This window comes from Jannaschia pohangensis (assembly GCF_900113875.1).
Taxonomy (GTDB): Bacteria; Pseudomonadota; Alphaproteobacteria; order Rhodobacterales; family Rhodobacteraceae; genus Jannaschia; species Jannaschia pohangensis.
The window spans coordinates 324782-348000 of record NZ_FORA01000004.1 but is presented as its reverse complement, the minus strand read 5'-3'; the positions used below and the strand labels follow the sequence as shown (position 1 = coordinate 348000).

Below are 23219 nucleotides of genomic sequence, written 5' to 3'. Positions count from 1 at the left end.
TCAAACCCCGGACCCGCCGCAACGAACAGGGTCCTCGCAACACACAAAGGACTAACACAATGAAAACCTTCATCACTTCCGCCCTCATCGCCGTCGCAACCCTGGCCGCCGTCCCCGCGTCGGCCGACGTCTACACCAAGCTGCACGGCTCGCTCGAAGGCAGCGACCGCGCTTCGGTCGCCAAGCTCGGCCAGGCCGACAATGGCGTGACCGTCTCGACCCGCTCGGGCACTTCGGGCCTCGCCTACGACATCTTCAACGCCGACCAGGACAGCCCCTCCGACCTGCGCGGCCTGAACGGCGCCACGTCCTTCTCGGGCCAACCCACTGTCGGCGCTGACATTTTCGCTCAGATCAAGGCCGCGAGCGCCGAAGACGAATGATCTGAGACCTCAGGTTTCCAGCAAAAAAGGCGCGTCCCGGCCCCGGGGGCGCGCCTCTTCCTATCGGGCCTAGTCCGCCAGTTTTCGCAGGATGCGCGCCCAACTCCGCACGCCTTTGCGGAAGCTTTCGACGTCGTATTTCTCGTTCGGGGAATGGATCTGGTCATCGTCCTTGGCAAACCCCGCCAGCATCGACTGCATCCCCAGAACGCTCTGGAAATAGCCCGCGATCGGGATCGAACCGCCGCCGCCGATGAAGGCCGCGGGCAGGCCCCACTCCTCGGTCAGCGCGGATTGCGCGGCAACGAAGACCTCGCTTTCGGTCTCCATCGCCGAGGCCGGCGCGGCGCCGTGCTCGGCGAAGGTAACCTGGCAGTCGGGCGGCATCTGCGCGATGACCCAATCGCGGAAACTCTCGCGCAGGCGGATCGGATCCTGTCCGCCGACCAGCCGGAAACTGACCTTGGCCGAGGCCTTGGAGGGCAGCACCGTCTTGAACCCGTCACCGGTGTAACCCCCCGTGATCCCGTTGATTTCCGCCGTCGGCCGCGACCAGATCTGCTCCAGCCCGCTCCGCCCGACTTCCCCCGCCGCATGGCTGAGACCCACCTCACCGAGGAAGGCTTCGGTCGAGAACCCGAGATTGTTCCAGCTTGCCTTGACCTGGCTCGGCGGCTCTCCGACGCCGTCATAGAAGCCCGGCACCTGCACCCGCCCCTGATCGTCGTGCAAACCGCCGAGGATGCGCGTCAGGACCCGGATCGGGTTCATGGCCGGGCCGCCATACATCCCCGAATGCAGGTCGCGGTCGGGGCCGGTGATGGTGACTTCCTCGCCCAGAAGGCCTCGCAGTGTCGTGATGATCGCGGGCACCCGGTCGTCGAACAGGCCCGTGTCGCAGATCAGGGCGATTTCGGCCCGCAACTCGTCGGCGTTCTCCTTGAGGAAGGGAACGAGCGAGGGGGAGCCCGATTCCTCCTCGCCCTCGAACAGGATCGTCAGGCGACAGGGCAGCCCGCCAGTTTCCGCCTTCCAGGCGCGGCAGGCTTCGAGAAAGGTCATCAATTGACCCTTGTCATCGGAAGCGCCCCGCGCGCGGATCACCGGACCCCGCGCCGTCTGTTCGACGGCGGGATCGAAGGGATCGCGGTTCCACAGCCTCAGAGGATCGACGGGTTGCACATCATAGTGGCCATAAAACAGGACGTGCCGCGCGCCTTCGCCGCCATGGGCCACCACCATCGGATGGCCCGGCGTGGCGCGTTTGGAGGCCTTGAAACCAAGGTCCGTCAGCTCCGCGACCAGCCAATCGGCAGCCGTTTCGCAATCGTCGGCATGGGCCGGATCGGTCGAGATGGAAGGGATGCGCAGCAGCTCCATCAAGCGGTCCAGGGCACGCGGCTGGTCGGCATCGATCCGCTTGAGGATGGCGGGAATGGGGTCGGACATGAGGCCTCCGGGCGTCGGTTCGGGTGTTTGCCAACCTTGGTGCGCGCATGGCCCGGCCCTGTCCAGTGGGTGGCGCAATTTGGGATCGCGCGTCCGACCTGTTAGGGTGGGGGCATTCCGTGATTTCCCCCTCGATGTCGGAGGCTCCGATGCACCTGTCCCTGTCCGCTCTTGCCGTCACCACCCTGCTTTGCGCCACCGGTGCCGCGAATGCCTTTGGTCTTTCGTTCACCTGGGACGGGCTGGCCCCCTGTACCAACGGGCGGCCCAATACGGTTGGCAGCCCGGCGTTCGTCGTATCGGACCTGCCGCCCGGCACCACCGAGGTGCGATTCCGCCTGGTCGATCTGGATGTTCCCGGCTTCAACCACGGCGGCGGCCGGGTCGGGATGTCGACGTCCGGTCAATTGCCGGCCGGGATCTTCCGCTACAAGAGCCCCTGCCCGCCGAACGGCGTGCATACTTATGAATGGCGGGCCGAGGCGCGCGGCGGCGGCCGGACGTTGGGCACGGCGACGGCGCGGCGGCGCTATCCCGAGTAGGGAATTCCGGACTTTGACTTGGGGCGGGATGCCTTATAGAGGCACGCAACCGTCCTGCCAGCCGGAGTTCCGTGATGATCCGTTCCGCCCTCATTGCCTTGATGCTGACCAGTATGCCCACATTGGCGCAGCAGGTTCCCGACCAAAGCGCCGCCAAGCGCCTGCTGTTCGGGACGCGCGGGGCCACGGTGCAGATCGTCGCGCAGCCGTTCCTGAGCCAGGCCGATATCGCCACCCTTGGCCAGATGCCCAAGGTCGCGCAGCTTGACTACTATGGGGCCATGGCCGCCGCGCCGTCCGAGGGCCTGCAATCCGAGGCGACGCGCGGGGCGTTCAACTATCACACCATCGAAGCCGCCCGCGCCGCTGCCGTAGAGGGCTGCAACGCAGCCCGTGCCGGTGGCCCCGCCTGCGTCATCATCGCCGAGATTCTGCCGCGCCAGTATCAGACGGGTCGCGCCCTGACGCTCAGCCAGGCGGCGACCAAGGCGGTCGACGGCCGCGATTTCGGACGGGCGGGCCGCGAGGCCGCCCTGGCCATCTCGCCCACGACGGGGGCCTGGGGTCTTGGAAACGGGCGGGCCGCTGCGGTGGCCGCCTGCGCCGCGAAAGGCGCGCGCGATTGTGAAGTGGCCGTCGCGCAGTAGGAATTGCGCGACAATCTGTGATCTGGATCAATGCAGGCCACAGACCTATGTGCTCAAAAACCGGACAGGTGACAGGACGCCGACGACCCGGAACGATGAAGAAAGTGACAAGATGACGGATTACGCGGCAGGCCTGGACAGGGCGCTTCAGGCGCTTCACGACGAAGGACGCTACCGGACCTTCATCGACATCGAGCGTCGCCGCGGTCAGTTCCCGCATGCCGTCTGGACGCGCCCAGACGGATCCGAAAAGGACATCACCGTCTGGTGCGGCAACGATTACCTCGGGATGGGGCAGCAGCCTGTCGTCCTGGCCGCAATGCACGAGGCGCTTGACGCCACCGGCGCCGGATCGGGCGGCACGCGCAATATTTCGGGGACGACGGTCTATCACAAGGCGCTGGAGGCGGAATTGGCCGACCTGCACGGCAAGGAGGCGGCGCTTGTCTTCACCTCCGCCTATATCGCCAATGACGCGACGCTGAGCACCTTGCCCAAGCTGTTTCCGGGTCTGATCATCTATTCCGACGCGCTCAACCACGCCTCGATGATCGAGGGGGTGCGCCGCAACGGTGGGGCCAAGCGGGTCTTCCGGCACAACGATGTGGCGCATCTGCGCGAATTGCTGGCGGCGGATGATCCGGCGGCCCCCAAGCTGATCGCCTTCGAATCGATCTATTCGATGGACGGCGATTTCGGCCCAATTGCCGCGATTTGCGACCTGGCCGAGGAATTCGGCGCGCTGACCTATATCGACGAGGTGCATGCGGTCGGGATGTACGGCCGTCGCGGCGCGGGCGTCGCCGAGCGGGACGGGCTGATGCACCGGATCGACATCATCAACGGCACGCTGGCCAAGGCTTACGGCGTGATGGGCGGATATATCGCGGCCTCGGCCAAGATGTGCGACGCGGTCCGGTCCTATGCGCCGGGGTTCATCTTCACCACGTCGCTCACTCCGTCGATTGCGGCGGGTGCCGCCGCCAGCGTGCGGCATCTGAAGACTGATCAGGCATTGCGCGACCTGCATCAGGAACGCGCCGCCGTCCTGAAACTGCGGCTTCGCGGGCTCGGGTTGCCGATCATCGACCACGGCAGTCACATCGTGCCGGTTCATGTGGGCGACCCGGTGAAATGCAAGATGATCTCGGACCGGCTGCTGTCGGATCATGGCATTTACGTGCAGCCGATCAATTTTCCGACCGTTCCGCGCGGCACGGAACGCCTGCGCTTCACGCCCTCGCCGGTGCACAGCCCCAGGATGATCGACGGATTGATCCACGCGATGGACAACCTGTGGTCTCATTGTGCGCTGAATCGTGCCAAAGCCGTTGGATGAAGCTTGACGTGCATTGTGCCTGAAATTCTGCTAGTCTAGGGCTAGCAGTAGGAATCCGATGGGGAGTCGGGGTCCATTCCATAGGCGGAAACGCGCACAGTCAAAGAGGCGCGTCCACAATTTGCGGGGCAGGCCCATGTTCGGCCGGAAATCGAAGTTCCTTTCCAAGGCTCAGACTCCTGCGCGGGGGTATGACAGTTTCGAGATGCGTCTGGGCGACGAGATGCGCGGTGAACGTGCGACTCTCGGCAAATCGCTCATGGATGTGCAGCGAGAGCTGCGCATCAAGGCAAGCTATATCGCCGCCATCGAGAATGCCGATCTGACCGCGTTCGATTCGCTCAGTTTCGTCGCCGGATACGTGCGCAGCTATGCGCGTTATCTCGACCTCGATCCCGAAATCGTTTTCGCCCGCTTCTGCGAAGAATCCGGATTTGGCGGGTTCCAGGCCCTCAAGCCGATGGAATCCGAAGTGTCGCGCCGTCAGGCGATTTTCGACCTGGCTCCGGCCCCGCGCACCGCCGTCGCAAAGGCCCGCGCCAAGAAAACCGCCGTGCCAGTCGACCCGATCCTGAGCGGCAACCCCTTCGCTAACAAGGCCACGCCCGTCTTTGCCGGGTTCGAACCGGGCGCGCTCGGCTCCCTCGCCGTGCTGGTCGCGCTGGTGGCCGGTCTTGGCTACGGCGGCTGGACCATCGTGCAGGAAGTGCAGCGGGTTCAGGTCGCGCCGGTGGAACAAGCCCCTGAACTCATTGCGGAACTCGACCCGCTGGCCCCGACCGGGATACAGCTGGCCGCGCCCGACGACAACGGGATCGAGGCGCCGACGCAGGATGCGCTGGCCCGACTCTATCGTCCGCAGGCGCTGGATGCGCCGATCCTGACCGCGCGGGACGCGCCGATTGCCAGCATCTCGCCGGGCTCCTTCGGCGCGCTGGCCTCGGCGGAGCCTTCGGGCCTTGCCGGACCGGATGCCGCCAGCATCGGCAGCTCGGTGAACGCAGCACTTGCCGAAGCGCTCGGCTCCGACGCGCCCGCAACGCCCCGCGTCTTGGCCCAGGGACCGGACTCGGTGGTTCTGGTTGCTGTCCGCTCCGCTTGGGTCCGCGTTCGGTCGAGCGAGGGCGACACCCTGTTCGAGAAGATCCTGGAGCCGGGCGAAACCTACGAAGTGCCCGCGTCCGAGGCGCCCTCGACGCTGCGGACGGGCAATTCCGGCGCGATCTATCTGGCCGTCGCAGGCGAGACGTTCGGCCCGCTGGCCCCCGGCGCGCAGGTCGTGTCCAACGTGGCGCTGACCGCCGAGTCCGTGCGCGAGACGCTCACGGTCGCCGACCTGAACGACGATGCGGACCTGGCCCGCGTCGTGGCCGAATTGACCGCCGAACCGGCCCTTCCGCTCGTCGACTGATCCGATGTGACAAATGGGCGGCGGCAGTTGCGCCGCCCCCGTCCCGGCATTAGCTGTCACAGCTGAGACCGCAGGAGAGTCCGCCGATGTCGCTTCATGCCATTCGTCCCTGGCGCCAGATCGATCGCCGCAAAAGCCGTCAGATCATGGTCGGTTCCGTCCCCGTGGGGGGCGACGCGCCGATTTCCGTGCAGACCATGACCAACACGCTGACCACGGATGTGGCCGGGACGATTGCGCAGGTGCAGGCCGCGGCCGATGCGGGGGCCGACATCGTGCGGATCTCTGTGCCCGACGAGGCGTCGTCGAAGGCCTTGAAGGAGATCGTGGCCGAAAGCCCGGTGCCCATCGTCGCCGACATCCATTTCCACTACAAACGCGGGATCGAAGCGGCCGAGGCCGGGGCGGCGTGCCTGCGGATCAATCCGGGCAACATCGGGTCTGCCGACCGCGTGCGCGAGGTGATCAAGGCCGCGCGGGACCACAATTGCTCGATACGGATCGGGGTGAACGCCGGATCGCTGGAAAAGCATCTGCTTGAAAAATATGGCGAACCCTGCCCCGAGGCGATGATCGAAAGCGGTCTGGACCACATCCGCATCCTCGAGGACAACGATTTCCACGAGTTCAAGATTTCGGTGAAGGCGTCGGACGTCTTTCTGGCCGCCGCCGCCTATCAGGGGCTGGCCGATGCGACAGATGCACCGATCCACCTTGGCATCACCGAAGCCGGGGGCCTGACGTCCGGGACGATCAAGTCGGCCATCGGTCTGGGCAATCTGCTGTGGATGGGGATCGGAGACACGATCCGCGTGTCCCTGTCCGCCGATCCGGTCGAGGAGGTGAAGGTCGGGTTCGAGATCCTCAAATCCCTCGGACTGCGCCATCGTGGCGTGAACATCATCTCCTGCCCGTCCTGTGCGCGGCAGGGGTTCGACGTGATCCGCACGGTCGAGGCATTGGAGCAGCGGCTGGAGCACATCAAGACGCCGATGTCGCTGTCGATCATCGGCTGCGTGGTCAACGGCCCGGGCGAGGCATTGATGACCGATGTCGGCTTTACCGGCGGCGGGAACGGGGCCGGGATGGTCTATCTGGCGGGCAAGCAGAGCCACAAGATGAGCAACGACCAGATGATCGACCACATCGTCGAACAGGTCGAAAAGAAGGCCGCCGAGATCGATGCCACCGCCGCAGCCGAGACACAGGCCGCCGAGTGACCCACGGGGCCGAGGCGATTGGCCATGACATTCTGGCGGAAGATGCGGCGCCCGATGCCTTGGCCGCTTTCGTCTTTCCACCGAACACCCGAACGATCGCAGTCGTCGAGGGTGCGCGCGTCTTCGGCCTGCGCGAACTCTTGGCCGAAGCGGGGGCCGAGCATCTCTGCCTGTTCGACATCTCGCAAAATGACGGAATGGGCGACACGGCACCCTGGATCTTTGTGGCCGACCCCAAGAGCGATCTGACACAGCGCCTGCTGAGCCCCGCGCCTGGTCCGCAGGGGTTTCTTGCGGCCAAGGCGACGGTGTTTCTGACGACGGATCAACCGCTTGCAGAGGTGCGCGATCATCTGCGCCGCCTGCACCGTCTGCCACCCACGGACGACGGGCGGCAGCAGATCCTGCGGATCTGGGCGCCCGAGACGATGCATGCGCTGCGTCCGTTCCTCCGGCGGCGTCCCGATCTGGTTGCGGCGGTTTTCGGCACCGGGATCCGGGCGATCACCCTGCCCCATCCGACCGGCGCGGCATGGTGGCGGCTTCGCCCGCAGGAGGCCGTGCGCGAGGCGAAGCGCCTGACCCTCGACCCGCCGCTGGTGCAACGTCTGACGCTGGCCGGGCGCGCGATGCGGGCCTTGCGGTTGGGCCAGGATGCAGAGGCGTTGATCCGCGACCGGTCGCCCACCCTGGTGCCGCCGATGGACGCGCTGCCCCTGCGGCGCAGATACGCCTATGCCCGCCGGATCGACGCCATGGGCATCGAAAGGCCGGAAACGACAGCGGAACTTCTGGCGATCATCTATGCGACGGGAATGGACATCACTTCCGAGCCCGCCTTCCACTATGCGACGCGGAATCCAATGTTGATTCCCGAAGCGAAAGCCCGGCAACTGACGATGGCGTTCCACATGATCGCCCGCATGCAACAGGAGGGATGACATGGGAACGATGGTCGCAGGGGCACCGCTTCTGGCGGGTGGGCCGCCGGGATGGGTGGCCTATGCCGGATTGGGTGTCATCACGCTGGTCGGCGGCATCTATGTGATGAGCCAGTCGCGCAGTCAGACCCGCACCGTGCCCGCGACGGGCACCCAGACCGATACGTCCGAACGGCGCTGCAACCGCCCGTGGTCCGTCCGCGTCCACGCGCAGGGGTCCATCATCGGCGGTCGTGGCGGGGCCACCCTTGGCGCGCCCCCGATCGTCAGCCCCTCGGCCCCGGTCACGTCGATCGCCGGGATCGCTCTGGCCGAGGCGACCTATGCCATGCTCAGCCGAAGCCAGAAAAGCGCGCTGGCGGACGCCAAGGTGCGCCTGCAAACCTGGGTGGGGAACCGTCCTCCGGGCGGCTTCCTCGGGCAGCAATCCTTTCGGGATCGTCCCGGATCGCGCGGCAGCAACCGCTTTGACGTGGACAGCTATGGCTGCACCCCGAACTTCATCACATGACACTGGACGAGCTCCGGGCGCACAGCCTCTTTCCCTTTGCGGATTTCCGGGAGAACGACGCTTCGTTCCTGATGCTGGAGCTCTATTGGGCCGCCCTTGCGCGCGAGGCCCTGGGCGAGGATTTCGCGGCCCGCTGCCAGCCGCTTCAGGCGGCCGAGCGGGACGCGGAGGACGTCACCTATTGGGAGCCGGTGATGCTCGACTTCTGGCGTCCCGACCTGCGTCGCGGGGCGCGCATCCTTCTGCTCGAAAACCCCGAGGGCCTGCCGTATTGTCGCGATGTCGCGTCCAAGACGGATTGCGCGGTCTCGGTCGACCTCTATTTTCAACGGCGCGGCGTCACCGGCCCCGAAGACGAGATCGACCAGATCGTCCTTCTGGCCGACATGTCCGACCTTGCCCGCACCGTGACGACCGGGGCCTTGCGCCGGTTCCTGATCGATGGGGCCACGCCCGCAGAGATGGAGGCGGAATGGGACGATTTCCTGACCCGCACCGGCGAGGGGCCGACGAACGCGCAACTGGCCGCGCAGCAAGGCGATGACGCAGATTGAGTGGCTGACCGGAGAGGCTTTGGGCCTTGCCGTGCGGGGCGATCCCGAAGTGGCGCGCGAGGTCGCGACCTATTTTGATCTGCGCAATCCGGGGGCCCGTCACATTCTGATGCATGAACGGGGCCTGCCGCAGATATTCGTGCATTTCCCGGGGCTTCGCCAGATCGGTCTGTGGATGCATCCCGACCTGCGCGGCTATGGCCTGTCGCGGGCGTTCTGTTCCACCTGCCTGGGGCAGATCACGGACCGACCGCTGTTCGCGATGGTCGATGCGGGCGGCGCGTCGGCCACGACGCTGGCCGCCTGCGGGTTTCGGCGCATGGGCCGATCCGGCCCACGCGAGGTTCTGACGCTGACCTGAGGCCCGCGCTATTTCTCGGGGAGCAGCCCCCGGGGCGAGAACCGCAGCACCAGCAGCAGGATCAGGCCCATGGTCAGGAGACGCATATGCGCCACCGAGTCGAGCAGATGCCCCTTGAGCCAGGTGCCATCGGCCATGCCCGCCGTGATCCCCTCCATCAGGAGGGCGCCGAGCGGCTCGACCTGAACCCAGAGCCACCAGATCAGGAACCCGCCCAGAACCGAGCCGAAGTTGTTCCCCGATCCGCCCACAATCACCATGACCCAGATCAGGAATGTGAAGCGCAGCGGCTGATAGGTGCCGGGCGTCAGCTGACCGTCGAGGGTGGTCATCATCGCCCCGGCCAGACCGCAGATCGCAGAGCCCAGGATGAAGATCTGAAGGTGGCGGGCCGTGACGTCCTTGCCCATGGCTTCGGCCGAGACCTCGTTGTCGCGGATGGCGCGCATCATGCGCCCCCAGGGCGACGCGAGCGCGGCCTGCGCCAGCCACAAAAGCCCGATCAGGACGACCGCGAAGATGCCCGCATAGGCTAGCTTGACCGTGATGGTCGAGGCGGTCACCGGGTCGAAGCCGAACTCGGTCACCGTTTCGATGAAACTCTGGCTGTTCTGAAGGTCGATCTCATAGGGCACGGGACGCGGCAGGCCGATGACGTTCTTGACGCCCCGGGCCAACCAGTCTTCGTTCTTGAGCATGGCGATCACGATTTCCGCGATGCCGAGCGTGGCGATGGCCAGATAATCCGACCGCAGACCAAGGGCCGTCTTGCCGATGATCCAGGCCGCCCCCGCCGCCAGCAGACCGCCGACGGGCCAGGCCAGGATGACCGGAAGGCCGAGGCCACCGATATTGCCCGAGGAGGCCGGGTTGACCGCCTCGACCGCGATGACGCCCGGGTCCATGACGGCGCGGTAGGCAAAGAAGCCCACGAACAACACCGCCGCAACGGCCCACCCCCGCCATTTGCCCGCTTTGCGGAACACCAGGATCGCCCCGATCACGGTGGCCGCGCCTAGGGACAGACCGGCGACGATGCGCAGGCCGCCAGCGGCCAAAGCCTCGGTATTGGGAGGCATGGAGACGAGGACCGCACCAAGGCCGCCCAGGGCCACAAAGCCCATGATCCCCACGTTGAAGAGGCCGGCATAGCCCCACTGCATGTTCACCCCAAGCGCCATGATCGCCGAGATCAGCGCCATGTTAAGGATCGTCAGCGAGACGTTCCAGGATTGGATGATGCCCGTCCCGACGAACAGCAAGGCCACGCCGGTAAAGAGGAGGATTGCACGCATGTTCATACCGATTTCCCCTTGAACAGACCGGTCGGCCGGAACAGCAGCACGATGATCAGGATCACGAAGCTGACCGCGAATTTGTAGTCGGTCGACAGAAGCTGAACCAGACCGTCGGGCGCCAGGCTGTCGGGCAGCAGGTAGCCGAGCAGTTTCTTGAGCGGATAAGTGATCGTCACCTCGGCGAAGGCGATCACGAAGCCGCCCGCGATGGCCCCGACCGGACTGCCCAGGCCACCCACGATGGCCGCCGCGAAAATCGGCAGCAGCAACTGGAAGTAGGTGAAGGGCTTGAAGCTCTTGTCGAGGCCGTAAAGCACGCCGGCAATCGTCGCCAGACCGCCCACGATCAGCCAGGTGTACATCACCACCCGCTCGGGGTTGATGCCCGACAGAAGCGCCAGATCCTCGTTGTCGGAATAGGCGCGCATCGACTTGCCCGTCCGCGTCTTGTTGAGGAACCAGAACAGGATCGCGACGACGATGATGGCGACGGCGACCGTGATGACCTGCGTGGTCTTGATCGCCAGACCTTCCTCCAGACCCGTCATCGTGCGGAAGTCACGGGCTGTGATCAGAAAGCGCTCGCCATCGGCAAACTGCTGATCGTCGACCCCGATGATGAAGCGGACGATGCCGTTCATCACGAACATCACGCCAAGCGAGGCAATCACGAAAATCACTGGTTTCGCCTTTTTCACCCGGTAGAACTTATAAACCAGCCTATCTGTGCCAAGCAGCAGCAGACCCGTCGCCGCAATCCCGATGGGAAGCGCCAAAAGCGCCGTCGGCAGCACCCCAAAGCTGATCCCGGCCGATTGCATGGCCCAAGTGGCAAGGATCGTAGCCATCGTCCCGAAGGCCATCGTGTCGCCATGGGCGAAGTTCGAGAACCGCAGGATGCCATAGATCAACGTCACGCCGAGCGCACCGAGCGCCAATTGGCTGCCGTAGGCCAGAGCCGGGACGATCACGAAGTTTGCAAGCGCCACAAGGGCGTTCAGAAAGTCCATCAGTCTACCTTTTTCGAGAGCGCCCGATCGGACAATTTGCGCGCGGGTTTTACGAAACGCATCGGCTCAGCCCCCCAGAAAGCTGCGCCGAACTTCGTCGTCCGCCAGCAACTCTTTCCCGGTGCCGGTGTGGGCATTTCGCCCCTGCACCAGCACATATCCCTTGTCCGCGATCTCGAGCGCCTGACGTGCGTTCTGCTCCACCATCAGGATCGGGATGCCGGTGCGGCTGACCTCGATGATCCGGTCGAAGAGTTCGTCCATGACGATGGGGCTGACCCCCGCCGTCGGCTCGTCGAGCATCAGGACCTTGGGCTGCGTCATCAGGGCGCGACCCACGGCGACCTGCTGGCGCTGACCGCCCGACAGCTCGCCCGCGGCCTGCCGACGCTTGTCGCCCAGAATCGGGAACAGCTCGTAGACCTGTTCGATCGTCTTGCGGAAATCGTCGCGCCGGATGAAGGCGCCCATTTCCAGATTTTCCTCGACCGTCATTGAGGTGAAGATGTTCGAGGTCTGGGGCACGAAGCCCATGCCCTTGACCACCCGGTCCTGCGGAGACAGCGCCGTTATGTCCTCGCCGTCCAGCCGCACCGCGCCCTTGCGCAGGTTCAGCATGCCGAAGACAGCCTTCATGCCGGTGGATTTGCCAGCCCCGTTCGGGCCGACGATCACCGCGATTTCGCCCTTGTTCACCGCGATGGTGCAATCGTGGAGGATGTCGGGCCCCTGCCCGTAGCCGCCGGTCATGCTGTCGCCGATCAGATAGGCATCCTGCGTGCGCGACCGCTCGCCGCTGGCGGTGCCCGCACTCATGGTGCCGCGACCGTGCGGGTTGGTGATGGACGCGTCCTTGTTGCCGCGGTTGTCCTGGTAGGGGTCGCTCATGTCGGCGCTCCTTCCAGTTGATCCTTGTTTTTCAGGCCGGTGCCCAGATAGGCCTCGATCACCTGTTCGTTGGCCTTGATCTCGGCCAGTGATCCTTCGGCCAGGACCTTGCCCTCGGCCATGCAGATGACGTGGTCGCTGATCTTGCCAATGAAATCCATGTCGTGTTCGATCACGACGAAGGTGTAATTCCGCTCCTGATTGAGCCGGATGATCGCGTCGCCGATGGTGTTCAGGAGCGTGCGATTCACGCCGGCCCCCACCTCGTCGAGGAAGACGATCTTGGCGTCGACCATCATGGTGCGGCCCAGTTCCAGCAGCTTTTTCTGACCGCCGGAGATTTGCCCGGCACGCTGTTCGGCCAGGTGCGACACGGTCAGGAACTCCAGAACCTCGTCCGCCTTGGCCCGGAGCGCGCGTTCTTCGTTCGCGATCCGCTTGCGCCCGAACCAGGTGTTCCAGAGCGTCTCGCCCGATTGCCCGCCCGGCACCATCATCAGGTTCTCGCGGCAGGTCATCGACGAAAATTCATGGGCGATCTGAAAGGTCCGCAGCAGCCCCTTGTGGAACAAGACATGCGGCGACAGGCCGGTGATATCCTCACCCGCCATGGTCACGCGCCCTGATGTTGGTTTAAGAACGCCCGCTATCACGTTGAAAAGCGTCGTTTTTCCCGCGCCGTTCGGACCGATCAAACCGGTAATCGACCCGGGTTCGATCCGCAGGCTTGCGCCGTCCACAGCACGAAACCCGCCGAAATGGCGATGCAGGTCCTGGACCTCGATCATAGAGATTTCCCCGTTGTGTGCCGCACCATGTCCCCGTGGCGGCTTTTGTGGAACGGCCCCGGTGTTCAACCGGGGCCGTCCAGATGCGCAATGGCCGGGATCAGCGGTAGCCGATGACCTTCAGCTCACCACCTTCGAAGCCGACTTCGCGATAGTTGCCAGCCGACTCGCCGGGCCCGATCAGCTCCACTGCGGACGCACCGACATAGTCGATTTCGCCACCGTCAGCGAGGATCTGGAGAGCCTTGGCCAATTCGCCGGGCAGGATCTGCTCGCCCGGGGCGTTGGCCACATCCATGACTTTGTCCTTGTAGACGCTCGGATCGGCAGATCCGGAAGCCTGCATGGCCAGCATGATGAGCGCGGCTGCATCATAGGCTTCTGCCGAGAAGGGCGAAGTGCCGTCAATATCGACCGCTGCGGCCATTTCCTGGTACAGCTGTGCGCCGGGGCTGTCGGTGCCGGGGTTGGCGCCCGAGGAGCCGTCGATCTCGTCGCCGAAGTTGTCGACGAGGGCCTGGGAAATCATGCCGTCGGGGAAGTGGAACGTGTCGAAGGCGCCCGAGTCGAGAGCCGCGCGAACGATGCCCGAACCGCCCTGGTCGACGTAGCCCGCAACGACCAGACGCTCACCACCGGCGGCGGCCAGCGCGCCGACTTCGGCGGAATAATCGGCCTTGCCGTCTTCATGGGCGGCCGAGATCGTGACGGTGCCGCCAGCTTCCTCGAAGGCGGCCTGGAACGCATCGGCAAGACCCTTGCCGTAGTCGTTGTTCGTGTAGGTCAGCGCGACGCTCTCGATGCCCTGCTCCTTGAGGATGTCGGCGATGATGACGCCCTGACGCGCATCCGAAGGCGCCGTGCGGAAGAACAGGCCGTTGTCTTCGGCGGTCGACAGACCGGGCGAGGTGGCCGAGGGCGAGATCATGACGACACCATTGGGAAGCGCCACGTTCTGAAGCATCGCACCGGTCACGCCCGAGCAGTCGGCACCGACGATACCGGCAACGCCGTCACCGGTGATCAGACGCTCGGTCGCCGAAGTGGCCGCCGCCGCATCGATGCACGTGCTGTCGCCGCGAACCGGCTCAACGGTCACGCCGCCGAGCAGCAGGCCGGAGTCGGTCACTTCGGACATCGCCAGTTCCGCACCGCCGGCCATTGCCGGGGCAAGGCTTTCCAGCGGGCCGGTGAAACCGAGCACAACGCCAAGCTTCACGGGCGAGTGGCCATCGGCGAAAGCCGCCGACGCCGCCAGCGTCGCAACCGAAGCGAGCAAAAGTTTTTTCATATGTAGTCTCCCTGAGTTCGACTCTTTGATGAGCCTTGGGGAGCGAGATTATGCAGCATCTGCCTAAGATGAAAGCGCTCAAATGACGCCGTTTGCAAATTTAATCGCGGCCAAAGACGGGCTTCACAGAGAAATCCCCTGCCGTCCGGCCAGATCGGTAAAGAATTGCCATGCAACGCGTCCGGAGCGTGATCCGCGTGTCGCCTGCCACTCGATTGCCTCGGCGCGCAGATTCGCAGGCTCCACCGTCACCCCGTAGGCCGCGCAATAGCCGTCGATCATCGCCAGGAAACTGTCCTGATCGCAGGCATGGAACCCGAGCCAGAGGCCGAAGCGGTCCGACAGCGACACCTTCTCCTCGACCGCCTCGCCGGGGTTGATGGCGCTGCCGCGTTCGTTCTCGATCATGTCGCGCGGCATCAGGTGGCGGCGGTTGGACGTCGCATAGAAGATCACGTTGTCGGGCCGCCCCTCGATCCCGCCATCCAGAACCGCCTTGAGCGACTTGTAGGCAGCGTCATCGTGGCTGAAGCTGAGGTCGTCGCAATACAGGACGAAGCGGTGCGGGGCATCGCGCAGCAGGTGCAGCAGGCGGCCGACGGTCTGGATGTCTTCGCGCTGCAATTCCACCAGCTTGAGGCCGGTCGCTTCAAGTTCGCCGTGTACCGCCTTGACCAGGCTTGATTTTCCCATTCCGCGCGCGCCCCAGAGGAGCGCGTTGTTGGCAGGCAGGCCATCCGCGAAGCGCCGGGTATTCGTCAGAAGCGTATCCCGCGCCCGGTCGATCCCGACCAGCAGGTCGAGGGCGATCCGATTGGGCTTGGGCACGGCCACCAAACGGTCGGGGAAAGTATCCCAGACATAGGCCGACGCGCTCCAGTCCGGGGCCGCGGCGGGCCCGGGGGCCAGACGATCAAGCGCCGCGGCAATCCGCTCCAGAGCCGGTTCCGACCCGCTCACGATGGTTTCTCGTCCTCGACGGTGCCCGATCCGTGTATGTCTTCATCCCACAGACCGTCCGCCTTGAGCTGCTTTTCGCGTTTGTGCTCGACCCACCGGACCAGCCAGATCGACACCTCGTAGAGGCCGAAGACCACCACAAACAGGATGATCTGGGTGATCACGTCCGGCGGCGTCACAAGGGCAGCAAGGATCAGGATGCCGACGACGGCATATTTCCGGACGCCTGCCAGTCCCTTGGCCGATACGAGACCCGCCTTGCCCATCAGGGTCAGCAGGACCGGCAACTGGAAACACAGCCCGAACGCCACGATCATCTTGAGCGTGATATCGAGCGATTCATTGACCTTGCCGTCAAAGACGATGTCGATCCCGGTGTCTTCCGTCACGGCGGGCGCGGTGATGACGACTCCGTCCGGCACCTCGGTCGGGATGGCCCCGGCAACCACGTCGCGCACGTCGGCAAAGCCCAGAAAGAACTGCATGGCCAGCGGGACGACGACGTAATGGGCAAAGGCCGCACCGAGCAGGAACAGCAGGGGCGAGGCGACGAGGAACGGCAGAAAGGCGTTCTTCTCGTTCTTGTAGAGGCCAGGGGCCACGAACCGCCAGAGTTGATGTGCAATGACCGGGAAGGAGACGATCAGGCCGCCGACCACAGACACGCGGATCTGGGTGAAGAAGTATTCCTGCGGCGCGGTGTATTGCATCCGGGGGCTTGGGTCGCCGAGCGCGCGCATCGTCTCTTCGATGGGCGTCAGCAGAAAGGCGAGGATGTTGTCCGCGAAGGCGAAACAGACAATCATTCCGATCAGAAAGGCCAGCACCGACTTGATCAGCCGGGTGCGCAACTCGGCCAGATGCTCGATCAGCGGGGCAGAGCTTCCCTCGATGTCGTCCTGCGCGGTCATGCCTTGGTCTCCGGCGTGGCGGGCTCGATCTCGGGCTCACCTGACAATTCGGCAGCTTCCGAAGCAGCCTTCGCCTCGGCCTTGGCGGCATAGGCGGCATCGATCTTGGCCTTGGCGGCCGCGCGATCCGGGCTCAGCCCGGCACTGGCCGAGGGCGGCTTGCCATCCGCCTCGTCCGGGTTCCAGGCTGACAGATCGCCGGTCGCATCCTTCAGCGCGTCCATCCCGAACTTCTTGGGGTTGGCCATCTTGCGAAGATCCGCGGTCACATCGTCGATCCCGCTGTCGCGGGCAGCGTCATTCATCGCGCCCTGAAACTCGCGTGCCATGCGGCGGGCCTTGCCGGTGAACTCCCCGAAGGTGCGGAACATCTTGGGCAGGTCCTTGGGGCCGACCACGATCAGCGCCACAACGCCCACGACGAGCATTTCACCAAAGCCGATGTCGAACATCAGGTCTCTCCCGCGGGTCGGCGATCAGACCTTGTCTTTTTCGGTCTTCTCGGGCGTCACGTCCCGGGCCGAGGTGCCATCGGCCAGCGCCGGATCGGTATCATCGTCCTTGGCGCCGTCGGCGACGCCCTTCTTGAACGAGGTGATGCCCTTGCCGACTTCGCCCATGAGCGAGGAAATCTTGCCCCGTCCGAACAGCACAAGAACGACAACAGCGATGAGCAGAAGGCCCGGAAGGCCGATATTGTTGAGCATTTCAGTTCTCCCTCAGGGGCCGTGGTCCGGCCCCGCAATCACATCCGGCTTCTATCTACGCATTGCGACCGCCACATGAAAGCGGTCGCACGCAAAATTGCGCGACCCTACGCGACTGTCAGCGCAGGAGCGGCTCCGGATCGATGGCGTCAAAGCCGCGCCGCACCTCGAAGTGCAGGAACGCGGGATCGCCGCCGCCGACACTTGCGATGCGCTGGCCCGCGCTAACGCTGTCGCCCTTTTCGACCCGGATGTCCTTGATATTGGCGTAAACCGTCAGCAACCCGTCCGCATGGCGCAGAACCAGGATCGGCACCTGATCGGTGTCCCGGGTGATCGCGGCCACGGTTCCGGCGGCGGCGGCGCTGACCGGGCTGCCTTCGGCCGCGCGGAAATCGACGCCTTCGTTGCGCGACGAGAAGCCGCGCAGGACGCTGCCGTCCACGGGTTTGCGCAACGCGGGCACCGTGGCCGGTGCGGGGGGCGGGGTCGTCGGCTCGGGGTCGGCACTGGCCTCGGTGCGGAACTGGTCCAGGTTCGGGCTGTCGGGAAGCGGCGCGGATTCAACGGTCTCCGGCAGTGCGGAAGAGGCCGAGGGCGGAACCGGCGTGGTCGTCCCCTGCCCGGGATCGGGTGTCGCGATTTCGGTCGCACCGTCTTCGCCGATGACCAGCGGGATCAGCAGGAACTGCCCCTCGCGCACGGCAAGGTCGGAGGGCAGGCCGTTCCACTCCGCGAGGCTGGACGGGCTGACACCGTAGAGGCGCGCGATGGAGAACGCCGTCTCGCCGCGCGCGACCTGATGGCGCACAGGCTCCTCGCCGCCCTGGACCGACACAGGCGTCGCCGTCGGACCGGAGGCACGGTCGATGGCTGCCCCAGCAATTGTCGTGATGTCCGTCCGACCGCCGGGCGCGGCACCGGGGTTCACCCGACGCGGAAGCGCCAGAACCGCGTCCTTGTTCAGCGTGTCGCCCGTATTCAAGCCATTGAATCGTGCCAATTCCCCCGCGGGAATGCCGACGCGCGATGCAACCGAGGCGACGGTATCGCCCCGCCGTGCCACGGCGACCTGATAGTTGGGATAGGTGATCAGCCCGCTGTCGTCGGGCCGGGGCCGGTCGGCCGGTGCCTGACGCACCGCACTGGAGGTATCCAGCGATCCGGCCGTGTTGCGCAGATCGAAATCCAGCCCGTTCGGACTGATCCCCTGACAGCCCGCCAGAATGATCACGCTTGAAAGAAGCCCCGCCAAACGGGTCTGCCTGCCTGTTCCGGACATCTCTGTCCCCCATGTCTTCACGCGATGTTTGCCGCGCGGCCCCGTGTTCGGGGTCTGCCCCAATGTCTGGCGGTGACGGTCTTCAGCCGTTCTCCACCCCTTCCACCAATGGCACGAAGCGCACGGTGGAGAGTTCGTCGTAATCGTACCCACCCGGCGTGCGCGTCACCTTGATCAAGGTCTGCACATGGTCGGACACACCCACCGGTACCACCATGCTACCCCCGATCCGCAGTTGTGCCAACAGGGGACCGGGCGGATCCTCTGCGGCGGCGGTTACAAGAATGCGGTCGAAGGGCGCCTGATCAGGCAGGCCGTGGCTGCCGTCGCCCGTGATCTGGGTCACATTGGTCAGGCCAAGCGCCTCGTGATTGGCCCTCGCGGTCTGTGCCAGCGCGCGGTGACGCTCCACGGTATAGACCCGGCGGGCCAGCTGCGACAGGATTGCGGATTGATATCCGGTGCCGGTGCCCACCTCCAGAACCTTGTCGCGCGGCTCCACGCCCAGGGCCTGGGTCATGATGCCCACGACAGATGGCTGGCTGGTGGTCTGGCCCGCGGCGATCGGCAGGGGCACGTCGGCATAGGCGCGCGACGCGAAGGTCTCGGACACGAAACGCGCGCGGTCCACCCGCTCCATCGCCGTCAACACCCGCTTGTCCGTCACACCGCGCGAGCGGAGCGTGACCAGAAGGCGCATCGTATCCTCGGGTGACATCCGCGCCCTACCCCCTGTAGTCGTCCAGAACACCGCGCAGCGCGGCAAGCGTCGCCTGGTCGGTCAGATCGCAGCGCATCGGCGTCACCGACACCCAGCCCTCGACATTGGCCTTCACGTCCGTGCCGGGCTGCGTCGGCTCACCCTGGGCGCTTCCCTGGATCCAGAGGTATTTGCGCCCGGAGGGCGAGGTTTGCGGCGCGACGCCCATGCGGCCATCCCCGCGGTAGCCCTGTGCCACGGCGGCAAGCCCGCGCACCTTGTCGGCCGGCAGCGGCGGAAAATTCACGTTGTAGAACAGCTTGTAATGGTCCCCGCCCCAGGGCGCATCGGACACAAGTCGGCGCACGCAGTCGGCTCCGTGGACAGCCGAGGCCTCGAAGGGATTGTCCAGATCGACATTTTCGGGGCCGTAGAACTGGCTCATCGCGATCCCGCGCACGCCTTGCAATGCCGCTTCCATCGCCGCGCCGATGGTGCCGGAATAGACCGTGTTCTCGCCTGCGTTGTTGCCCCGGTTCACGCCCGACAGGACCAGATCGACCGGCCCATCGACGATTTCGCCAAGGCCCGCCAGAACGCAGTCGGCGGGCGAGCCTTCGACGGCATAGCGCCGCTCTCCCATCTTCGAGACCATGGACGGCTTGACGTAGTTGATGCAATGCCCGACGCCCGATTGCTCGAACGCGGGTGCCACGGTCCAGACTTCGCCCCCCTCGCCCGCGACGTCGCGGGCAATCGCCTCCAGCACCTCGAGGCCGGGGGCAGCGATGCCGTCGTCATTGGTGATCAGAATTCGCATGCTTGTCCCCTTTGCCTAGCGCTTTACGGGGGTGGGTTCGGTCATGTCCAGCGGGGGGCACGCTTTTCCAGAAATGCCTGTATCCCCTCTGCCGTATCCGCGTGGCCCAGGTTCTCGACCATGGCGTCGCGGGCGAGCGTGTATGCGGCATCGACGGGCAATTCGGCCTGCGCATGAAAGATGCCCTTGCCGACCCGGACGGCTGTCGGCAGTTTTTTGGCCAAACGCCCGGCATAGTCGTCCACGCAATCGTCCAGCACCTCGGGCGGCACGGCCCGGTTGACGAGGCCCGCGTCCCGCGCCTCCTCCGCCGTCAGAAACAGACCCATCGACAACATCTCGAACGCGCGCTTGCGCCCGACATTGCGGGTGAGCGCCACCATCGGGGTGGAGCAGAACAGGCCGATATCGACACCGTTCACGCCGAATTCCGCATCCATGGATGCAATCGCCAGATCGCAGGTCGCGACCAGCTGGCACCCCGCAGCGGTGGCAAGGCCATGGACGCGGGCGATAACCGGCTGCGGCAGGTTGCGGATCTGACCCATCACGGCGGCGCAGCGGTCGAAGAGGTCGGCAAAGGCCGCGCGCCCGCCATCCTCGGCCTGTCGCATGGCCTGCATCTGTTTCAGATGGTGACCGGCACAGAACGCCCGCCCCTCGGCGGCCAGAACGACGACGCGGGCATCGCTGGCCGCGATGTCGGACAGCTGTGCCGACAGCGCGGCCAACATCTCGTCCGACAGGGAATTGAGGGTGCCCGGATCGTTCAACGTCAACCTGACGATGCCGCCTTGGTCATCCCACCTTAAGATGTCAGACATCGAATACACCTCCGCCACACGTGGCGAGGGTGCGCAGGCAGCAGAGGTTTTGCAATGACGAAGATGGACATCCCCGCGCTCGGTGCCTTCCTTGCAGAGGCTTTCCCGCAGGTCCGCGACGACTTCACCGTCGAAGAAGTCCGCGCGGACGGCCTGACCGTTCGCTTGATTGTATCAGAGCGGCACCTGCGGCCCGGGGGTACAATCTCGGGCCCGTCCATGTTCGCCCTGGCCGATGTGTCGGTGTACCTTGCCATCCTGGCGCGCATCGGGCCGGTGGCCTTGGCGGTGACCACGAATTGCTCCATCGACTTCATGCGCAAGCCCGTCGCGGGCGTCGACCTTTTGTGCGACGTTCGTCTATTGAAACTGGGCCGCGTTCTGGCCGTGGGCGATTGCCTGCTGCACTCGGTCGGCGACGATCGCCCCGTGGCGCGCGCATCCCTGACCTATTCGATCCCGCCTGTCACCTGAGCGAAAAAAGACCGGATATTCCTGGGAATACCCGGCCAGGGGGGAAGAGAATGGATATGGATCAGGCGCGCCAGAACGGCTTGTCAACTTCCAGCAGCACCTCGGCCGTGGTCAGACCCAGATCGGCATAGCGACTGGGGCAGATGTCGCGAAGATGCCGACGGGTGCGGCCCCGCATCTCCCATGTCGCGAGCACCGTGCCAGCCGTGACAAGCGCCTGGGCCACCGGGGATGCGGCGAAGGGGATATTGGCGTTGAGAGCAGGATTGGCGAAGACTGCGACAGTCATGGGAGGCTCCTTTCAAGGACCGAAGGGGCGTGATGCTCCGTGCTTGTGTTGATACAATTTCACCGATATGGTGTGAATCAGTGATACAATTCCGCACCTGAAACAGCCAGCGAAACATTGTCATGGGTACAATAACGGATCGGAATGTCATCGAGGTCGATTTCGACACTGACAACCGCGCGAAATACATCGTTCTGGAATCCGCGATCCGCGCGGCCATCACCCGGGGCGACCTGGCGCCGGGCACGAGGCTTCCGCCGGTGCGCGATCTGGCCTGGAAGATCGGGGTGACGCCCGGCACGGTTGCGCGGGCCTATTCGCGGCTGACCGACGGCGGCGTCCTCGAGGCCGCCGTGGGACGCGGCACATTCGTGGCCGAGGTGACGGGCCCTGCCCCGATCTACCGCGAATTTCAGGCGCTGGAGGTCGATTCGACCCCGCATCTGACCGGCACCGACGAGACGCGGGTGGTGAACCTGCTGTCACCGCATCTGCCGTCCGTCGGTCAGGCCGATCTGATCCGCAGACTTCTGGGAGAGATCGCCGCCGATCCGCCCTCGGGCATGATGCACTATCCCAGTCACGCCGCCGAACGCCCCGCACGCGAGGCGGTGCGCCGCTTTCTCGACCATCCGACGCTTGGCCCGCTGGAGGCTGATGACATCACCCTGACCAACGGCGGGCAGCACGCCATCGGGCTTGTCATGCAGGCGGTGCTGACCGGGCGACGGCCCGTCGTCCTGATCGAGGAGCTGACCTATCCGGGCTTTCGCCGGGTGGCCGAAATGCTGCGGGCCGAGGTGATCCCGGTCGCCATGGACAAGGACGGCATCCTGCCTGACGCGCTCGAAGTGGCGGCGCGCGGGGCCGATGTGCAGCTTTTGTGCACCTCGCCCGATGTCCACAATCCGACCTGCATCGCGACACCGGTGGCGCGCCGGCGCGAGATCATCGAGGTGGCGCGGGCGGCAAATATCCAGATCCTCGAAGACGACTGTTACCAGATGCAGCGCGGCGACGTGGACAGCTATCGCCTGCTGGCACCGGAACGGACCTGGCATGTCTCCTCCATCGCCAAGACGATCACCCCTGCCCTGCGACTTGGATTTGCGATGGCACCGCGCAGCCATCGCATGGCCCTGCGACGGGCGGCGGAATACAGCTCCTTCGGGCTGGCCACGCCGTTCAGCGATCTGGCGGCGCGGCTCTTCGTCGATCCGGCCCTGCCCGGTCTGATGGCCGAAACCCGCGATGTCGTCGGCACCTACGTGCGGGCCGCCGCCGCGATCCTGTCGGACCACGAGTTGCACTGGCGCGACGATGTCTCGTTCCTGTGGCTGATACTGCCCGACGGCTGGCGCGCCTCGGCCTTCTGCCGTGCGGCCGAGGCGGCGGGCGTCAAGGTCCGCGCCGCCGAGGAATACACGGGCCGGGACGCCAACGCCCCCCATGCGGTCCGTTTTGCCGTCAATTCGGGCGTGTCCCTGGCGATCTTCGAAGACGCGGTCCGCCGGTTGCGTCGCCTGCTGGATCAGCCGCCCGAGGGGCTTCGGGTGTGATGGATGTGGGGTAAAATAGAACCCCAATCACAACCTGTTGAAATAGAACATTTTTCAAAA

General features: G+C 65.2%; 27 protein-coding genes. 12 read left to right on the top strand and 15 right to left on the bottom strand.

Annotated elements, in window-relative coordinates; all coding sequences use genetic code 11:
* Positions 1–59 precede the first annotated feature (59 nt).
* Positions 60–383, top strand: a complete 324-nt coding sequence (locus BM002_RS15570; protein WP_092783230.1) for a hypothetical protein — start codon at positions 60–62, stop codon at positions 381–383.
* 69 nt (positions 384–452) lie between these two features.
* On the opposite strand, the gene BM002_RS15565 is transcribed toward BM002_RS15570, so the two are convergent.
* Entirely contained in the window at positions 453–1832 is a 1380-nt protein-coding gene (locus tag BM002_RS15565; RefSeq protein ID WP_092783227.1) for a M20/M25/M40 family metallo-hydrolase, read from the bottom strand.
* Positions 1833–1981: 149 nt separating this feature from the next.
* Between BM002_RS15565 and BM002_RS19445 the strand changes: the two genes are divergently transcribed.
* The 9 genes from BM002_RS19445 (at position 1982) to BM002_RS15520 (ending at position 9358) form a co-directional block, all read left to right on the top strand.
* Positions 1982–2374 carry a YbhB/YbcL family Raf kinase inhibitor-like protein gene (locus BM002_RS19445; RefSeq protein WP_217641175.1) on the top strand — a complete coding sequence of 131 codons (393 nt, stop codon included), beginning with the start codon at positions 1982–1984 and terminating at the stop codon, positions 2372–2374.
* Positions 2375–2448: 74 nt separating this feature from the next.
* A complete protein-coding gene (locus BM002_RS15555) occupies positions 2449–3021 on the top strand; it encodes a hypothetical protein (protein ID WP_092783224.1) in 573 nt (190 codons plus the stop codon).
* Positions 3022–3133: 112 nt separating this feature from the next.
* Positions 3134–4360 carry a 5-aminolevulinate synthase gene (hemA, locus tag BM002_RS15550; RefSeq protein WP_092783332.1) on the top strand — a complete coding sequence of 409 codons (1227 nt, stop codon included), beginning with the start codon at positions 3134–3136 and terminating at the stop codon, positions 4358–4360.
* 136 nt (positions 4361–4496) lie between these two features.
* Entirely contained in the window at positions 4497–5771 is a 1275-nt protein-coding gene (locus BM002_RS15545; protein ID WP_092783221.1) for a helix-turn-helix domain-containing protein, read from the top strand.
* An 86-nt stretch (positions 5772–5857) separates the two neighbouring features.
* Positions 5858–6991 carry a flavodoxin-dependent (E)-4-hydroxy-3-methylbut-2-enyl-diphosphate synthase gene (ispG, locus tag BM002_RS15540; protein ID WP_092783218.1) on the top strand — a complete coding sequence of 378 codons (1134 nt, stop codon included), beginning with the start codon at positions 5858–5860 and terminating at the stop codon, positions 6989–6991.
* The gene (locus BM002_RS15535; protein WP_092783215.1) at positions 6988–7932 is read left to right on the top strand and encodes a DUF4123 domain-containing protein; all 945 of its coding nucleotides are present in this window, start codon (positions 6988–6990) and stop codon (positions 7930–7932) included. The genes ispG and BM002_RS15535 overlap by 4 nt, the downstream gene beginning before the upstream one ends.
* A gap of 1 nt (position 7933) precedes the next feature.
* A complete protein-coding gene (locus BM002_RS15530; protein WP_092783212.1) occupies positions 7934–8443 on the top strand; it encodes a hypothetical protein in 510 nt (169 codons plus the stop codon).
* Positions 8440–8997, top strand: coding sequence for a hypothetical protein (locus BM002_RS15525; RefSeq protein WP_092783209.1), 558 nt, complete (start codon positions 8440–8442; stop codon positions 8995–8997). The genes BM002_RS15530 and BM002_RS15525 overlap by 4 nt, the downstream gene beginning before the upstream one ends.
* Positions 8984–9358, top strand: coding sequence for a hypothetical protein (locus tag BM002_RS15520; protein WP_139212396.1), 375 nt, complete (start codon positions 8984–8986; stop codon positions 9356–9358). Before BM002_RS15525 ends, BM002_RS15520 begins: the two co-directional genes overlap by 14 nt.
* A gap of 8 nt (positions 9359–9366) precedes the next feature.
* On the opposite strand, the gene BM002_RS15515 is transcribed toward BM002_RS15520, so the two are convergent.
* From BM002_RS15515 to BM002_RS15455, 13 genes are all read right to left on the bottom strand, one after another.
* Positions 9367–10659, bottom strand: a complete 1293-nt coding sequence (locus tag BM002_RS15515; protein WP_092783203.1) for a branched-chain amino acid ABC transporter permease — start codon at positions 10657–10659, stop codon at positions 9367–9369.
* Positions 10656–11666, bottom strand: a complete 1011-nt coding sequence (locus BM002_RS15510; RefSeq protein ID WP_092783201.1) for a branched-chain amino acid ABC transporter permease — start codon at positions 11664–11666, stop codon at positions 10656–10658. Before BM002_RS15510 ends, BM002_RS15515 begins: the two co-directional genes overlap by 4 nt.
* Before the next feature lie 66 nt (positions 11667–11732).
* Positions 11733–12554, bottom strand: a complete 822-nt coding sequence (locus BM002_RS15505) for an ABC transporter ATP-binding protein (RefSeq protein WP_092783198.1) — start codon at positions 12552–12554, stop codon at positions 11733–11735.
* Entirely contained in the window at positions 12551–13342 is a 792-nt protein-coding gene (locus tag BM002_RS15500) for an ABC transporter ATP-binding protein (protein WP_092783195.1), read from the bottom strand. Before BM002_RS15500 ends, BM002_RS15505 begins: the two co-directional genes overlap by 4 nt.
* A 100-nt stretch (positions 13343–13442) precedes the next feature.
* Positions 13443–14633, bottom strand: coding sequence for an ABC transporter substrate-binding protein (locus BM002_RS15495; protein ID WP_092783192.1), 1191 nt, complete (start codon positions 14631–14633; stop codon positions 13443–13445).
* A 123-nt stretch (positions 14634–14756) separates the two neighbouring features.
* Complete coding sequence (locus tag BM002_RS15490) at positions 14757–15593, bottom strand: ATP-binding protein (RefSeq protein WP_092783189.1); 837 nt, start codon at positions 15591–15593, stop codon at positions 14757–14759.
* Positions 15590–16504: a twin-arginine translocase subunit TatC gene (tatC, locus tag BM002_RS15485; protein WP_092783186.1), complete on the bottom strand. Its 915-nt coding sequence runs from the start codon at positions 16502–16504 to the stop codon at positions 15590–15592. The genes BM002_RS15490 and tatC overlap by 4 nt, the downstream gene beginning before the upstream one ends.
* Positions 16501–16956 (bottom strand): Sec-independent protein translocase protein TatB, encoded by a 456-nt coding sequence (tatB, locus tag BM002_RS15480; protein WP_092783183.1) that lies wholly within the window; start codon positions 16954–16956, stop codon positions 16501–16503. The genes tatC and tatB overlap by 4 nt, the downstream gene beginning before the upstream one ends.
* Before the next feature lie 24 nt (positions 16957–16980).
* Positions 16981–17211, bottom strand: a complete 231-nt coding sequence (locus BM002_RS15475) for a twin-arginine translocase TatA/TatE family subunit (RefSeq protein WP_092783180.1) — start codon at positions 17209–17211, stop codon at positions 16981–16983.
* 118 nt (positions 17212–17329) lie between these two features.
* The gene (locus BM002_RS15470) at positions 17330–18445 is read right to left on the bottom strand and encodes a peptidoglycan DD-metalloendopeptidase family protein (RefSeq protein WP_245749287.1); all 1116 of its coding nucleotides are present in this window, start codon (positions 18443–18445) and stop codon (positions 17330–17332) included.
* A gap of 130 nt (positions 18446–18575) precedes the next feature.
* Positions 18576–19211, bottom strand: a complete 636-nt coding sequence (locus BM002_RS15465) for a protein-L-isoaspartate(D-aspartate) O-methyltransferase (protein ID WP_092783174.1) — start codon at positions 19209–19211, stop codon at positions 18576–18578.
* Between the two features lie 7 nt (positions 19212–19218).
* Positions 19219–20013 (bottom strand): 5'/3'-nucleotidase SurE, encoded by a 795-nt coding sequence (surE, locus tag BM002_RS15460; protein WP_092783171.1) that lies wholly within the window; start codon positions 20011–20013, stop codon positions 19219–19221.
* Positions 20014–20054: 41 nt separating this feature from the next.
* Positions 20055–20837: an enoyl-CoA hydratase gene (locus BM002_RS15455; RefSeq protein ID WP_092783329.1), complete on the bottom strand. Its 783-nt coding sequence runs from the start codon at positions 20835–20837 to the stop codon at positions 20055–20057.
* 54 nt (positions 20838–20891) lie between these two features.
* Here BM002_RS15455 and BM002_RS15450 point away from each other — a divergent pair, with 54 nt between their 5' ends.
* Positions 20892–21311: a PaaI family thioesterase gene (locus BM002_RS15450; protein ID WP_092783168.1), complete on the top strand. Its 420-nt coding sequence runs from the start codon at positions 20892–20894 to the stop codon at positions 21309–21311.
* A 61-nt stretch (positions 21312–21372) separates the two neighbouring features.
* Here BM002_RS15450 and BM002_RS15445 read toward each other — a convergent pair whose 3' ends face one another.
* Entirely contained in the window at positions 21373–21600 is a 228-nt protein-coding gene (locus BM002_RS15445) for a DUF1127 domain-containing protein (RefSeq protein ID WP_175484904.1), read from the bottom strand.
* Between the two features lie 122 nt (positions 21601–21722).
* Here BM002_RS15445 and BM002_RS15440 point away from each other — a divergent pair, with 122 nt between their 5' ends.
* Positions 21723–23159 (top strand): aminotransferase-like domain-containing protein, encoded by a 1437-nt coding sequence (locus tag BM002_RS15440; protein ID WP_092783165.1) that lies wholly within the window; start codon positions 21723–21725, stop codon positions 23157–23159.
* Positions 23160–23219 lie beyond the last annotated feature (60 nt).

What these genes read in the sequence shown, in the direction of transcription:
- BM002_RS15525 (WP_092783209.1), top strand. Translation starts at nt 8,440, where the DNA reads ATGACACTGGACGAGCTCCGGGCGCACAGCCTCTTTCCCTTTGCGGAT.
- BM002_RS15445 (WP_175484904.1), bottom strand. Translation starts at nt 21,600, where the DNA reads ATGACTGTCGCAGTCTTCGCCAATCCTGCTCTCAACGCCAATATCCCC.
- BM002_RS15465 (WP_092783174.1), bottom strand. Translation starts at nt 19,211, where the DNA reads ATGTCACCCGAGGATACGATGCGCCTTCTGGTCACGCTCCGCTCGCGC.
- BM002_RS15455 (WP_092783329.1), bottom strand. Translation starts at nt 20,837, where the DNA reads ATGTCTGACATCTTAAGGTGGGATGACCAAGGCGGCATCGTCAGGTTG.
- tatC (WP_092783186.1), bottom strand. Translation starts at nt 16,504, where the DNA reads ATGACCGCGCAGGACGACATCGAGGGAAGCTCTGCCCCGCTGATCGAG.
- BM002_RS15570 (WP_092783230.1), top strand. Translation starts at nt 60, where the DNA reads ATGAAAACCTTCATCACTTCCGCCCTCATCGCCGTCGCAACCCTGGCC.
- BM002_RS15545 (WP_092783221.1), top strand. Translation starts at nt 4,497, where the DNA reads ATGTTCGGCCGGAAATCGAAGTTCCTTTCCAAGGCTCAGACTCCTGCG.
- BM002_RS19445 (WP_217641175.1), top strand. Translation starts at nt 1,982, where the DNA reads ATGCACCTGTCCCTGTCCGCTCTTGCCGTCACCACCCTGCTTTGCGCC.
- tatB (WP_092783183.1), bottom strand. Translation starts at nt 16,956, where the DNA reads ATGTTCGACATCGGCTTTGGTGAAATGCTCGTCGTGGGCGTTGTGGCG.
- hemA (WP_092783332.1), top strand. Translation starts at nt 3,134, where the DNA reads ATGACGGATTACGCGGCAGGCCTGGACAGGGCGCTTCAGGCGCTTCAC.
- BM002_RS15530 (WP_092783212.1), top strand. Translation starts at nt 7,934, where the DNA reads ATGGGAACGATGGTCGCAGGGGCACCGCTTCTGGCGGGTGGGCCGCCG.
- BM002_RS15505 (WP_092783198.1), bottom strand. Translation starts at nt 12,554, where the DNA reads ATGAGCGACCCCTACCAGGACAACCGCGGCAACAAGGACGCGTCCATC.
- BM002_RS15495 (WP_092783192.1), bottom strand. Translation starts at nt 14,633, where the DNA reads ATGAAAAAACTTTTGCTCGCTTCGGTTGCGACGCTGGCGGCGTCGGCG.
- ispG (WP_092783218.1), top strand. Translation starts at nt 5,858, where the DNA reads ATGTCGCTTCATGCCATTCGTCCCTGGCGCCAGATCGATCGCCGCAAA.
- BM002_RS15565 (WP_092783227.1), bottom strand. Translation starts at nt 1,832, where the DNA reads ATGTCCGACCCCATTCCCGCCATCCTCAAGCGGATCGATGCCGACCAG.
- BM002_RS15500 (WP_092783195.1), bottom strand. Translation starts at nt 13,342, where the DNA reads ATGATCGAGGTCCAGGACCTGCATCGCCATTTCGGCGGGTTTCGTGCT.
- BM002_RS15450 (WP_092783168.1), top strand. Translation starts at nt 20,892, where the DNA reads ATGACGAAGATGGACATCCCCGCGCTCGGTGCCTTCCTTGCAGAGGCT.
- BM002_RS15475 (WP_092783180.1), bottom strand. Translation starts at nt 17,211, where the DNA reads ATGCTCAACAATATCGGCCTTCCGGGCCTTCTGCTCATCGCTGTTGTC.
- BM002_RS15515 (WP_092783203.1), bottom strand. Translation starts at nt 10,659, where the DNA reads ATGAACATGCGTGCAATCCTCCTCTTTACCGGCGTGGCCTTGCTGTTC.
- surE (WP_092783171.1), bottom strand. Translation starts at nt 20,013, where the DNA reads ATGCGAATTCTGATCACCAATGACGACGGCATCGCTGCCCCCGGCCTC.
- BM002_RS15555 (WP_092783224.1), top strand. Translation starts at nt 2,449, where the DNA reads ATGATCCGTTCCGCCCTCATTGCCTTGATGCTGACCAGTATGCCCACA.
- BM002_RS15510 (WP_092783201.1), bottom strand. Translation starts at nt 11,666, where the DNA reads ATGGACTTTCTGAACGCCCTTGTGGCGCTTGCAAACTTCGTGATCGTC.
- BM002_RS15440 (WP_092783165.1), top strand. Translation starts at nt 21,723, where the DNA reads ATGGGTACAATAACGGATCGGAATGTCATCGAGGTCGATTTCGACACT.
- BM002_RS15520 (WP_139212396.1), top strand. Translation starts at nt 8,984, where the DNA reads ATGACGCAGATTGAGTGGCTGACCGGAGAGGCTTTGGGCCTTGCCGTG.